The organism is Brevundimonas sp. KH_060 (assembly GCF_057838275.1).
The window spans coordinates 3,127,501-3,140,216 of record NZ_CM174463.1 but is presented as its reverse complement, the minus strand read 5'-3'; the positions used below and the strand labels follow the sequence as shown (position 1 = coordinate 3,140,216).

Here is a 12,716-nt window from a genome sequence, read left to right as displayed (position 1 = left end):
CTCCTCAGCCGGCGCTGGCGACGAAGGTGGCGGACGAAGCGACCGGCGCCGTGGTCACGGGCGCGTCGGTCTTGGTTTGCTCGGCCTTGATGGTTCCGTTCTGGGCGGTGACCTTCTGGCCCGGACGGGCGCGCTGAAGGCCGTTGATGATGACCCGGTCGTCCGGCGTCAGGCCCGTGCGCACGACGCGCAGACCGTTGGCCAAGGGGCCCAGCTGGACCGGCTTGGCGCCGACCGTGCCGTCCTTGGCGACGACATAGACCACCTTGCGCGGGCCGTCGGTGACGACGGCGGAATCCGGCACCAGCATGGCCGCATAGCCGCCCGAGCCCGCCAGTTGGGCGTGACCGAACATGCCGGGCTTCAGGAAGCCGTCGGCGTTCTGCACCACGGCGCGCAGGCGGATGGTGCCCGAGGAAGCGTCGATGGCGTTGTCGGTGAAGTCCAGCGTGCCGGTGCGGTCATAGCTGGTCTCGTCCTGCAGGCGGATGCGGATCGGGGCCGAACCGTTGCGGGCGTCGCGCTGATACTTCAGCGCCAGGGCTTCGGAGCCGTCGAAGACGAAGTAGATCGGCGAGGACGAGACGATGGTCGTCAGCACGTCGCCGGCCGACGAACCGCCGCCGATCAGGTTGCCCGGATCGACCCGGCGGTCGGACACGCGGCCCGAGATCGGGGCGGTGACGCGGGTGAACTCGACGTCCAGCTGACGGGCGCGGATGGCGGCGTTGGCGGCGGCCACGGCGGCTTCGGCGGTCTGGACCGCGCCGCGCTTGGAATCGACCTCGGCCTGGGACACGGCCTGCGAGGCCAGCAGGCCTTCGGCGCGGGTCAGCTCGGTGCGGGCCAGCGTCAGTTGCGCCTGACCCTGGGCCAGTTGGGCGCGAGCCGAGGCCAGGGCGGCCTGGGCCGGACGCGGATCCAGGGTGAACAGGGGTTGGCCCTGGCGCACGAAGTCGCCGTCCTTGAAGTGAACCGACTGGATGTAGCCGCCGACACGCGCACGCACGTCAACCGAACGGGGCGCCTCGAAGCGGCCCGTGAATTCGTCCCAGTCGACGACCTGTTGCGACAGGGGCGCCGCCACCGTGACGGGCGGCGCGCCCTGGGCGGGCGCTTCCTGTCCCTTGGAACAGCCATAGAGGGCGGCCGCCATCAAAGCGGACGCGGCCGCGATCTTAACCGTGCGCATCGGCGCAATCTCCTTGGGAGTAACGTGATCTGAGAGACTGTCGCTCTTTGGGGAGGATGCGTCCAGTCAACACCGGCTGACTTAAAGACGACGAAAGCCGCGCTTGTCAACGCCTGATGACAAGGCCATATAGCGCGTAAGGTTTATTGGAGTGCGACCAATTGGTCCTGTGCGACGTCCCCCGCCCGCGTAACGCCAACGCCACCCGCCAGGCTATTCTGGAGGCGGCGCGTGAACGCTTTTGCGCGGAAAGCTATGATGATGTGGGCATGCGCGACGTGGCGCGCGACGTCGGCGTCGATGCGGCGTTGATCAGCCGTTACTTCGGTTCGAAGGAAGACCTGTTCGTGGCGGTCATGGACAGCTGCAAGAACGGTCGCGACCTGATGGAGGGCTCGCGAGAGGACTTCGGCGAGCGTTTGGCTCGCGAGATCGTGTATGGCGACATGACGCCGTGTGATGCGGACGCTGGCGGGGCGCGGATGCGCGGTCTGCTGATCCTGCTACGGTCCGTCGGCTCGGCCAAGGCGATGGACGTGGTCCAGCGCACCTCGAACAACCGCTTTTTCGAACCCTTGACCCAATGGATCGGCGGAGAGGACGCGCCCGTGCGCGCCCGTCTTGCGGCGGGCCTGATCATGGGCATGGCGATCGGGCGCGAGTTGTCTGACGGCTATTCGAATCTGGACGACGTCCAGAAGGCGTCGCTGGCCAAACGCATGGCGCGCGCTCTCCAGGGGCTGATCGACGGATAATTGGAAAGAGGCGGACCAGAGCCCGCCTCTTCAGTTCTGTCCTGTCTGAGCCTTAGGCCCAGTGCATCGGCACATGGCGCGCCGCCGCCCAGTGGATGGCGCGGATGGCGTCGACGATCGCGCGCGTCGCCGCAACCGTGCCCAGCGGCCCGCCCAGGTCGGCGGTGACGGCGCCCGAGGCCAGGACCGCCGCGACCGCCGCCTCGATGGAGTCGGCTTCATCCTCCAGCTCGAAGCTGTGGCGCAGCATCATGGCCGCCGACAGCACCATGCCGACCGGGTTGGCCAGATCCTGCCCGGCGATGTCCGGCGCCGAGCCGTGGATCGGCTCGAACAGGCCGGGGCCGCCCGCGCCCAGAGACGCCGAGGGCAGCAGGCCGATGGAGCCGCCCAGCACCGAAATCTCGTCCGACAGGATGTCGCCGAACATGTTCTCGGTCAGGATGACGTCATACTCGCGCGGTTTGCGGATCAGGTGCATGGCCATGGAGTCGACCAGGGCGTGCTCCAGGGTGATCTGGGGATATTCCTCGGCATGGATGCGGGTGACGACCTCGCGCCACAGGCGACTGGTCTCCATGACGTTGGCCTTGTCGACCGACGTCACCTTGCCGCGGCGCTGTTCGGCGGCCTGGAAGGCGGCGCGGGCGACGCGCTCGATCTCCTCGACTGTATAGACGCACAGGTCGGAGGCCTGGGTCTCGGTGCGGGTGCGCTCGCCGAAATAGACGCCGCTGGTCAGCTCGCGGAAGACGATCAGGTCGACGCCCTCGACGATCTCCTTCTTCAGAGGGGACAGGTGGGCCAGCACCGGCGAGACCTGTAAGGGGCGCAGATTGGCGTACAGACCCATGGCCTTGCGGATGGCCAGCAGCCCCTGTTCGGGACGGACCGGGGCGCCGTCCCACTTGGGTCCGCCGACCGCGCCCAGCAGCACGGCGTCGGAGGCCAGGCAGGCGGCTTTGGTCGCCTCGGGCAGGGCTTCGCCCGTTGCGTCGATGGCGGCGCCGCCGATCAGGTGTTCGGTGAAGTCGAACTTGTGGCCGTAGATGTCGCCGATGCAGGTCAGCACCCGCTGGGCGGCCAGGGCCACTTCGGGGCCGACGCCGTCGCCGGGCAGGACGACGATGTTGAAGGTGCGCGGGGCGGGAGCGGTCATCGTGCGGTCTCCGGTTGGGGGGCGTCGTTTCTCAGGCGTTCGAAGGTGGCGACGTAGGGCAGCTTCGATTGGAGCCAGCCGAGGGCGTCGACCCCGTCCAGCAGGCACTGGCGGGCGAAGGACTCGACCTTGAACGGCACTGCGGGGGCGTTGCCGCGCCGGATCTCATTGGCGTCCAGATCGATGGTCACGGGTTGTTCGGGATGGGCGGCCAGATCATCCCAGACCGCCTGATCGACGACGATGGGCAGGAAGCCGTTCTTCAGGGCGTTGGAGGTGAAGATGTCGGCTATCTCGGTCGAGATCACCGCCCGGAAGCCGTAGTCCAGCAGGGCCCACGGCGCGTGTTCGCGCGACGAGCCGCAGGCGAAGTTCGGCCCCGCCAGCAGGATGCGCTGTTCGGTCGGGTCGATGCGGTTCAGCACCGCCTCCGGCTTGGGCGAGCCGTCGGCCTCATAGCGCCAGTCGTGGAAGGCGTGGGCGCCCAGACCCTCGCGCGTCGTGGTCGTCAGAAAGCGCGCGGGAATGATCTGGTCGGTGTCGATATTGGCCTGACTGAGCGTCAGGGTTTTCGACGTCAGCGTTTTGAAAGCTTCAGACATGGGCGGCCTCCGACAGATAGACGCGCGGATCGGTCAGCACCCCGGCCACGGCGCTGGCGGCGGCGGTGGCGGGGCTGGCCAGGATGGTGCGTGCGCCCTTGCCCTGACGGCCCTCGAAATTGCGGTTGGAGGTTGAGACGGCCAGCTGGCCCGGCGCGACGAAGTCCCCGTTCATGGCGATGCACATGGAGCAGCCGGGGATGCGCCATTCGGCGCCCGCCTCGGTGAAGACCCGGTCCAGGCCTTCCGCCTCGGCGTCGCGGCGGACGGCTTCGGAGCCCGGCACCACCAGCATCCGCACGCCCGGCTGGACCTTGCGGCCGCGCAGGACGTCGGCGGCGGCGCGCAGGTCGGGCAGGCGGCCGTTGGTGCAACTGCCGATGAAGACCACGTCGACCTTGTGGCCGGTGGTCGCCTCGCCGGCCGTGAAGCCCATGTAGTCGATGGCCTTCTGGTCCGAGGCCGAGCGCGGTTGCGGCACGGGCGCGCCGACGGGGGCGCCTGCATCGGGGGTGGTGCCCCAGGTGGCCATCGGGCGGATGGCGGCGCCGTCCAGCACGACCTCCTTGTCGAAGACCGCGCCGGGGTCGGTGGCCAGGCTCAGCCAGTCGGCGACGGCGGCCTCATAGTCGGCGGGGACATGGCGACGGCCGCGCAGCCAGTCGACGGTGGTCTGGTCGGGCGCGATCATGCCGGCGCGGGCGCCCGCCTCGATGGACATGTTGCACAGGGTCATGCGCCCTTCCATGTCCAGCGAACGCACGGCCTCGCCCGCATATTCGATGACGTAGCCGGTGCCGCCGCCGAAGCCGATGGCGGCGATGACGGCCAGCGCCACATCCTTGCCGGACACGCCGGGACGTAAACGCCCGTCGACCGTCACCCGCATGGCCTTGGCCCGACGCTGCAACAGGCACTGCGTCGCCAGCACATGGCCGACTTCCGAGGTGCCGATGCCGAAGGCCAGTGCGCCGAAAGCGCCGTGGGTGGCGGTGTGGCTGTCGCCGCAGACGACGGTCATGCCCGGCTGGGTCAGGCCCAGCTCAGGTCCCATGACGTGGACGACGCCGCGCTGATCCGAGCTCCAGCCCGCCAGTTCGACGCCGTGACGGGCGCAGTTGGCCTCCAGCGTCTCGACCTGGCGACGCGCTTGTTCGGTGACATAGGGGCGCTGACCATCCGGCCCGGCGGGCAGGGTGGGGGTCGAGTGGTCCAGGGTGGCGAAGGTGCGGTCGGGGCGGCGGACCTTCAGGCCGCGCGCCTCGATCTCGGAAAAGGCCTGGGGCGAGGTGACTTCGTGGACCAGATGCAGGTCCACATACATGACGCCCGGAGTCTCGGCGGTTTCCGGCACGACGATGTGCCGGTCCCAGACCTTTTGATACAGGGTTTTAGGCTGGCTCATGCGCGCGCTCCTTCGCCGGGGCGGCGTTTTCGGCCTCGCCGATGGGCTCCAGCCAGCCGAAGCGGTCGGGCGTAGTGCCGTCGAACAGGCCGCGGAAGGCCTTGTTGACCGCCTTGGTCACCGGGCCGGGGCCGCCCGCGCGGGTCATGATACCGTCGATAGAGCGGACAGGCGTGATCTCGGCCGCCGTGCCGGTCATGAAGACCTCGTCGGCGACATAGAGGGCTTCACGCGGCAGCACCTGTTCGCGCGCCTCATAGCCCAGGCCGCGCGCCAGCTTCATCACGCTGTCGCGGGTGATGCCCTGCAGGATGGAAGCGGCGGCGGGCGGGGTCATCAGCACCCCGTCCTTGACGATGAACAGGTTCTCGCCCGCGCCCTCGGACAGCAGGCCGTCGGCGCCCAGGGCGATGCCTTCGCCGAAGCCGCGCACGCGGGCTTCGCGTCCGATCAGATAGGAGGACAGATAGTTGCCACCCGCCTTCGCGCCCGCCGGGACGGTGTTCGGGGCCACGCGGTTCCAGCTGGAGATGCAGGCGTCGACGCCTTTCTCCAGCGCCTCTTCGCCCAGATAGGCGCCCCAGGCGAAGGCCGAGATCATCACATCGCTGCGGATCGCCTCGGCCGAGGGGCTGACGCCCATGCCGCACTCGCCCAGGAAGGCCAGCGGCCGCAGATAGGCCGAGCGCAGACCCTCGGCCCGCACCACGTCCTTGCAGGCCTGAACCAGCTCGTCCTCATTATAAGGCATGGGGAAGTGGTAGATGCGCGCGCTGTCGAACAGGCGGCGGATGTGGTCGGTCAGGCGGAAGCCGCACGGGCCGTTCGGGGTGTCATAGACACGGATGCCCTCGAACACCGAGGTGCCGTAGTGCAGGGCGTGGCTCATGACGTGAACGGTGGCGTTCTCCCACGCCGTCAGTTCGCCGTTGATCCAGATGTTCTTAGCCAGCGGTTGCATAGGTCTTGTCCATTTGTGCGGAAACGCCTGCGGCCGTCACGGCCGTGATGATGGCGGTCAGCTCCGCGTCATTGATTTCGCCGATCTGGTCGGCGCGTTGCTTGAAGCCGGCGAAGACGTCGGCCAGGCGCTGGCCTTCCAGCACATGGCCCAAAGCCTCGGCCCGCTTGCCGACCGCGTGGCGGCCGGAATGCTTGCCCAGCACGAAGTAGCTGCCCTCGAAACCGACGTCCTCGGGACGCATGATCTCGTAGGTGCGGCTGTCGGCCATCATGCCGTGCTGGTGGATCCCGGCCTCGTGGGCGAAGGCGTTCAGGCCGACGATCGCCTTGTTGCGGGCGATCACCGTTTCGGTCACGTCGCGCAGGGTTTCGGAAGCGCGCACCAGGCAGCGGCTCTCGGCCCCGGTCGTCACCCCATAGCGGTCCGCGCGGGTGCGCAGGGCCATGATGACTTCCTCGATCGAGGCGTTGCCCGCCCGTTCGCCGATGCCGTTGATCGCGCCCTCGATCTGGCGCGCCCCGCCCTCGACGGCGGCCAGGGAGTTGGCGACGGCCAGGCCCAGGTCGTTGTGGCAGTGCGAGGAGAAGATCACGTCCGCGTGGCGCGGGCGGATGATCCCGTCCAGATAGGCGAAGCGCTGGCGCGCCTCTTCCGGCGTGGCGTAGCCGACGGTGTCGGGCACGTTCAGCGTCTGGGCGCCCGCGTCGGCGGCGGCCATCAGGGCCTCGGCCAGGAACTCCGGCTCGGTGCGGAAGGCGTCCTCGGCCGAGAACTCCACGTCGTCGAACATGGAGGCCGCGTATTCCACCGTGCGCGAGATGGTGGCCAGCACCTCGTTGGTGCTCATCCGCAACTTGGCCGAGCGGTGGATCGGGCTGGTGGCCAGGAAGACGTGGCAGCGACGATGCGATTTCGGCGCCGGGGCCAGAGCCCGGAACGAGGCGTCGATGTCCTTCTCGTTGGCGCGCGACAGGGAGGCGAAAACTGGCCCTTCGATCTCGCCCGCCACGCGGCGGATGCATTCCTCGTCGCCCGGCGAGGCGGCGGCGAAGCCGGCCTCGATCACGTCCACGCCCAGGTCGCGCAGGACATGGGCCATCTTCAGCTTGGACTCGGCCGACATGGAGAAGCCGGGCGCCTGTTCGCCATCGCGCAGGGTGGTGTCGAAGATGATGACGCGGTTGGGATCCGACGCCGTAATCTCGGCGGTTCTGGATACTCGTTCTACTCGGGACATCTTACGCGGCCTCGGACTGGAAGGACTGGGCGGCGATGCGGGACACGCCGAACAGGCGGTCGATCTGGCAGCCCAGGTTGTCGATGGAACGCGCGGCGTCGCGGCCGCGCACGGTCAGGGCGATGCGGCGCGAGGGGCCTTCGTCAGCCATGCTCATGCCGTCGATGTGGAAGCCGCGGCGTTCCACCAGGCCGATGAGACGCTGAAGCGAGCCGTCGGCCCGGTCGATCTGGATGTGAATGGTGTCGCTCATGCTCATGCGCCTTCCATCATTTCAGCGTTGCTCTTGCCCGGCGGAACCAGAGGCCAGACGTTCTCTTTGGGGTTGATGATGACGTGGGCCAGACAGGGGCCGTCGGCGGCCAGCAGGCGGGCGATGCCGTCCTCGACCTGATCGCGGCGGTCGATGCGGAAGGCCTCGATGCCGAAGGCCTCGGCTACCTTCACGAAGTCCGGGTTGTCGGACAGATCGACCTCGGAATAGTTCTCCTCGAAGAACAGCTCCTGCCACTGGCGCACCAGGCCCAGCGAGGAGTTGTCCAGCAGGACGATCTTCAGGGCGACGCCGTAACGCTTCAGGGTGGCCAGCTCCTGGATGTTCATCATGAAGCCGCCGTCGCCGGCGATGGTGACGACCGTGGCCGAGGGATCGGCCAGCTTGGCGCCCAGACCGGCAGGCAGGCCAAAGCCCATGGCCCCCAGACCGCCCGAGGTGATGTGGGCTTCGGGCTTGGAGAAGCTGCAGTGCTGGGCCGCCCACATCTGATGCTGGCCGACGTCGCAAGCGGCGACGAAGCGGTCGCCGGCGGCCTCGGACAACTGTTTCAGCAGGGCGGGGGCATAGACGCCTTCGCCCGGCGCGTCATAGCGGGCGGCGTGACGCTCGGCCGCCGTGGCGCAGCGGATGACCCAGGGGTCGATAGCCAGAGGCGCAGCGGCCAGGCGGGCGGTCAGGGCCTCGACGCCGGGCTTCAGCTCGCCGGCGACCGCGACATGGGTCTCGCGTAGCTTGCCGATCTCGGAGGCGTCGATGTCGAAGTGGACGACGCGGGCGTGGGGCGCGAACTCGGCCAGCTTGCCGGTGGCGCGGTCGTCGAAGCGGGCGCCCAGGACGATCAGCAGGTCGGACGCCTGAACCGCCTCGTTGGCGGCGCGCGTGCCGTGCATGCCCAGCATGCCCAGATAGCCGGGGGCGTCGGTGGCGACGGTGCCCAGGGCGTTCAGGGTTGAGACGGTGGGGATGCCCGTGGCCTCGGCGAAGGCGCGGACGGCGTCGGTCGCGCGGCCGATCTTGGCCCCGCCGCCGACGTAGATCAGCGGGCGCTCGGCGGCGCGGATGAAGCGTTCGGCGTCGGCGACGGCGTCGTGATCGACGTCGCGGGTCTCATTGGGGATGTTGAAGCCGAAGGGGGCGGTCGCGGTGGCGAACTGGACGTCTTTCGGCAGGTCGACCAGAACCGGGCCGGGGCGCCCCGAGGCGGCGATGTGGAAGGCCTGTTCGACGGCCGCCGGGATCTCCGAGGCGTCGCGCACCAATATAGAGTGTTTCACGATCGGCAGGGTGACACCCAGGATGTCGATCTCCTGGAAGGCGTCGGTGCCCATGACGCCCTGGGGGACGTTGCCGGTGATGCAGACCATCGGCACCGAATCCATCATGGCGTTGGCGATGCCGGTGATCAGATTGGTGGCGCCGGGGCCAGAGGTGGCCATGCAGACGCCGACCTTGCCCGAGGCGCGGGCATAGGCGTCGGCGGCGAAGGCCGCGCCCTGTTCGTGACGGACCAGGATGTGCTTCAGGCCCGTCCCGGTCAGGGCGTCGTAGATGGGCATGATGGCGCCGCCGGGGTAGCCGAAGACCACCTCCACGCCCATCCGCTCCAGGCTGGAGACGAGCAGGCGCGCGCCGGTGGCCGTGTCGTTCACGGTCGCCGGAGCGGAGGCGGCTTTCAGGGCGGGCGCGGCGGCGCTCATCGGGTCAGTCTCTCTTTATATATATGCAGGTCAGGCGGCTTCAGACTTGGGGGTCTGCAGCCAGGCCATGCGCTCGCGCAGGCGGGCGCCCGTCTGCTCGATGTGGGATTGGCGATCGGCGTCCAACCAGGCGTCGTATTGCGGCTTGCCGGCCTCGTTCTCGGCGATCCAGTTGCGCGCGAAGGTGCCGTCCTGGATCTCGGTCAGGACCTCCTTCATGCGGGCGCGGGTCTCGTCGGTGATGACGCGCGGGCCCGAGGCGACAGCGCCCCACTTGGCCGTTTCCGAGATGAAGTGGTGCATCTTGGAGATGCCGCCCTCGTAGAACAGGTCCACGATCAGCTTCAGCTCGTGCAGGCATTCGAAGTAGGCGATCTCGGGCTGGTAGCCGGCCTCGACCAGGGTGTTGAAGCCCGAGATGACCAGTTCCTTGGCCCCGCCGCACAGGACGGCCTGTTCGCCGAACAGGTCGGTCTCGGTCTCTTCGCGGAAGGACGTCTCCAGCAGGCCGCCGGTCGCGCCGCCGATACCCTTGGCGTAGCCCATGGCGCGGTCGCGGGCCTTGCCGGTCGCGTCCTTCTCGATGGCGAACAGCGAAGGAACGCCCCGGCCGCGCGCGAACTCGCGACGGACCAGATCGCCGGGGCCTTTAGGGGCGACCAGGATGACGTCCATGTCGTCGCGCGGCGTGATGCGGCCGTAGATGATCGAGAAGCCGTGGGCGAACAGCAGGGCGGCGCCAGGCTTGGCGTTGGGCTCGATGATGTCGCGATAGACCTCGTTCTGGATCATGTCCGGGGTCAGGATGGCGACAATGTCTGCGCCGCGAACGGCCTCGGCCGGTTCTGCGGTGGGAACGCCGTCGGCGGTGGCGTGTTTCCAGCCCGTGCCGCCGTGACGCACGCCGACGATGACGTCGTGGCCGGAATCCTTCAGGTTCTGGGCGTGGGCGCGACCCTGCGAACCATAGCCGATGACGGCGATGCGTTGCCCGGCGATGGCGCCCGGCTTGATGTCTTCATTGGTGTAGATGGTGATGGCCATGGGAGGACGTCCTTAAGAAGCAGCGGTTTCGGTGGAGCGGGCGGCCAGATCAGCGGGGATCTGGGCCGGCGGCGGATTGGGAATGGTCACGGCCCCTTGCGAGGCGGAGGCGACGGCGGCGCGGTATTTCGCGAAAACGCCTTGCGCCGGGCGGACACGGTTGGGGGCGAAATCCGCCCGGCGCGCCTCCAGATCGACGAGCACATCGATCCTTCGGTTGGTGACGTCGATGACGATCGGATCGCCATCGCGAATGAGAGCAATCGGCCCGCCGACCGCCGCCTCGGGCGAGACGTGGCCGGCGACGAAGCCGTAGCTGGCGCCTGAGAAGCGGCCGTCGGTCAGCAGGGCGACGTTCTCGACCTTGCGGCCTTTCAGGGCGGCGGTGACCTGCAGCATCTCGCGCATGCCGGGGCCGCCCTTGGGGCCTTCGTAGCGGATGATGATGACGTCGCCTTCGCCGACCGAACCGTCCTGAACCGCGTGGAAGGCGTCTTCCTCGCAGTCGAACACGGCGGCGGGGCCTTCAAAGCGATCGACCTTGTGGCCGGTCAGTTTGATGACGGCGCCTTCGGGGGCGACATCGCCATAGATGACGGCGTAGGAGCCGCGCGCCATGACGGGGGCGTCCATGCTGGTGACGACCTGCTGGCCGGGCTGCTCCTCGGCGTCGCCGGCTTCGGCGAACAGGCTGCGGCCCGAGACGGTCGGGACATTGGCGATCTTGCCCGCCTCGGCCAGACGCTGGGCGACCAGGCGCGTGCCGCCCGCTGCATACAGGTGCGAGGCCAGGAAGCGGCCGCCGGGCTTCAGGTCGCAGATGACCGGCGCCTCGACGCAGGCCTGGTGGCAGTCCTCGACGCCGAAGTCGACGCCCGCCTCGGCCGCGATGGCGGTCAGGTGCATGACGGCGTTGGTCGACCCGCCCGAGGCCGAGACGGCGATGGCCGCGTTCTTCAGGCTGGCCTTGGTGATGTATTTGCGGGCGGTGTCGCCGGCGAAGACGCGTTCGACGATCAGGCGGCCGCAGCGTTCCCCCTCTGCGCCCTTGGCGGGATCGACGGCGGGCACGTCATTGGCGCCCATGGGGCTGACGCCCATCATGGACAGGGCCATGGCCATGGTGTTGGCGGTGAACTGGCCGCCGCAGGCGCCGGCGCCGGGGCAGACCGCGCTCTCGATGGCCTTCAGGCCCGCATCATCCAGCGAACCGGCGGCATGGGCGCCGATGGCCTCGAAGACTTCCTGGACCGAGACTTCCTTCGTGCCGATGACGCCGGGCAGGATGGTGCCGCCGTAATAGACCAGGCCGGGGATATCCATGCGGGCCAGGGCCATGGCTGCGGCGGGAATCGTCTTGTCGCAGCCGACGATGCAGACGACGCCGTCCAGCTGATGCCCCTCGATGGCCAGCTCGATGGAATCGGCGACGACTTCGCGGCTGATCAGCGAGGCCTTCATCCCCGCCGTGCCCATGGAGATGCCGTCGGTAACGACGATGGTGTTGAAATCGACCGGATAGCCGCCCGCCGCGACGATGCCGGCCCGCACATCCCTGGCCAGACGGTCCAGGTGCATGTTGCAGGGGGTGACGGTCGACCAGGTGTTGACGATGCCGATCATCGGCTTGTTGAAATCGGCGTCCTGCATCCCCGCAGCGCGCAGATAGGACCGCGCCGCAGCCCGGTTCGGGCCCTGAGTCACAGCTGCAGAGCGGCTGTTGGGTTGTTTCGTGCTGCCAGAAGGCGTCGTCATTGTGATTTTGGAACTTCTTGCCTGTCGGTGATGGGCTGGGCACAAGAAAAACCCCGCGTCCGGAGCCGGAGCGGGGTGAATGGGCGAAACTGGCTGGGTTCAGGTCAGGTCGCAGGCATCCACACCGCTTGGCTAAGCGGAATGAGAATTACCGAGAGAAGGAGTACGCCCAGCGACAGCACGCGCAGATCCGCCGCCGCTTGCGCGGGGCTCAGGATCGCAGCGATGGCGGCGCGGTGGGACAAGGAGAGACCTTTCGAACTGCCGCTCTTATGCCTCGCTTGATGTTGCGGCGCAACCGTGGGGTCGCGAAATGTGGAAGAAAGCACCTTGCGGAGCTGTGTTGGCGACGTTCGAGCGACAAAATTCGTCCATTCGTCATTCTTCTGGGGTGAAAATTTCGCCTTTCCTGCGCTTGTGGTCGAACAAACAAAACCGCGCGCATACGCGAGGGCCGCCACAAGGAAGGCGCGGCTGACTCGGGTTCGTTGAGATTCTTGGACTTTTTGTGAAAAGGCGCTTGCCAGTTCGAAGAGCGCCTCGTATATCGCCGCCTCGCTCGGAGACGGGCTGGCCCACCGGGGCTTCGGAGACTGAGTTTTCGGGGTTTTGACTGGGGCAAGGGTTTG

At 68.1% G+C, this 12,716-nt stretch carries 12 protein-coding genes (1 of these 12 running past the window's edge); 1 reads left to right on the top strand and 11 read right to left on the bottom strand.

The features are described 5' to 3' along the window. Positions 1 to 4: 4 nt before the first annotated feature. Positions 5 to 1,192, bottom strand: a complete 1,188-nt coding sequence (locus AC3IPP_RS15535) for an efflux RND transporter periplasmic adaptor subunit (RefSeq protein WP_087141591.1) — start codon at positions 1,190 to 1,192, stop codon at positions 5 to 7. 161 nt (positions 1,193 to 1,353) lie between these two features. Between AC3IPP_RS15535 and AC3IPP_RS15530 the strand changes: the two genes are divergently transcribed. Further along, positions 1,354 to 1,947: a TetR/AcrR family transcriptional regulator gene (locus AC3IPP_RS15530; RefSeq protein WP_256968338.1), complete on the top strand. Its 594-nt coding sequence runs from the start codon at positions 1,354 to 1,356 to the stop codon at positions 1,945 to 1,947. A 52-nt stretch (positions 1,948 to 1,999) separates the two neighbouring features. On the opposite strand, the gene leuB is transcribed toward AC3IPP_RS15530, so the two are convergent. From leuB to AC3IPP_RS15480, 10 genes are all read right to left on the bottom strand, one after another. Beyond that, positions 2,000 to 3,106, bottom strand: coding sequence for a 3-isopropylmalate dehydrogenase (gene leuB / locus AC3IPP_RS15525; protein WP_489149604.1), 1,107 nt, complete (start codon positions 3,104 to 3,106; stop codon positions 2,000 to 2,002). Then, complete coding sequence (gene leuD, locus AC3IPP_RS15520) at positions 3,103 to 3,708, bottom strand: 3-isopropylmalate dehydratase small subunit (RefSeq protein ID WP_489149603.1); 606 nt, start codon at positions 3,706 to 3,708, stop codon at positions 3,103 to 3,105. The genes leuB and leuD overlap by 4 nt, the downstream gene beginning before the upstream one ends. After that, entirely contained in the window at positions 3,701 to 5,113 is a 1,413-nt protein-coding gene (gene leuC, locus AC3IPP_RS15515; protein ID WP_489149602.1) for a 3-isopropylmalate dehydratase large subunit, read from the bottom strand. Before leuC ends, leuD begins: the two co-directional genes overlap by 8 nt. After that, complete coding sequence (locus AC3IPP_RS15510; RefSeq protein ID WP_489149601.1) at positions 5,100 to 6,074, bottom strand: branched-chain amino acid transaminase; 975 nt, start codon at positions 6,072 to 6,074, stop codon at positions 5,100 to 5,102. The genes leuC and AC3IPP_RS15510 overlap by 14 nt, the downstream gene beginning before the upstream one ends. Then, positions 6,058 to 7,314 (bottom strand): 2-isopropylmalate synthase, encoded by a 1,257-nt coding sequence (locus AC3IPP_RS15505; RefSeq protein ID WP_489149600.1) that lies wholly within the window; start codon positions 7,312 to 7,314, stop codon positions 6,058 to 6,060. The genes AC3IPP_RS15510 and AC3IPP_RS15505 overlap by 17 nt, the downstream gene beginning before the upstream one ends. Before the next feature lies 1 nt (position 7,315). Continuing rightward, positions 7,316 to 7,567: an ACT domain-containing protein gene (locus tag AC3IPP_RS15500; RefSeq protein ID WP_105564172.1), complete on the bottom strand. Its 252-nt coding sequence runs from the start codon at positions 7,565 to 7,567 to the stop codon at positions 7,316 to 7,318. Positions 7,568 to 7,569: 2 nt separating this feature from the next. Beyond that, positions 7,570 to 9,288 carry an acetolactate synthase 2 catalytic subunit gene (ilvG, locus tag AC3IPP_RS15495; RefSeq protein ID WP_489149599.1) on the bottom strand — a complete coding sequence of 573 codons (1,719 nt, stop codon included), beginning with the start codon at positions 9,286 to 9,288 and terminating at the stop codon, positions 7,570 to 7,572. Between the two features lie 30 nt (positions 9,289 to 9,318). After that, positions 9,319 to 10,332 carry a ketol-acid reductoisomerase gene (gene ilvC / locus AC3IPP_RS15490; RefSeq protein WP_489149598.1) on the bottom strand — a complete coding sequence of 338 codons (1,014 nt, stop codon included), beginning with the start codon at positions 10,330 to 10,332 and terminating at the stop codon, positions 9,319 to 9,321. 12 nt (positions 10,333 to 10,344) lie between these two features. Continuing rightward, positions 10,345 to 12,087 (bottom strand): dihydroxy-acid dehydratase, encoded by a 1,743-nt coding sequence (gene ilvD / locus AC3IPP_RS15485; RefSeq protein ID WP_489149597.1) that lies wholly within the window; start codon positions 12,085 to 12,087, stop codon positions 10,345 to 10,347. 104 nt (positions 12,088 to 12,191) lie between these two features. Then, positions 12,192 to 12,716, bottom strand: partial view of a hypothetical protein gene (locus AC3IPP_RS15480; protein WP_489149596.1) — the 3' portion only. It continues 180 nt past the right edge of the window; the window shows 525 of its 705 coding nt (coding positions 181-705); its start codon lies off the right edge, out of view; it ends in the stop codon at positions 12,192 to 12,194.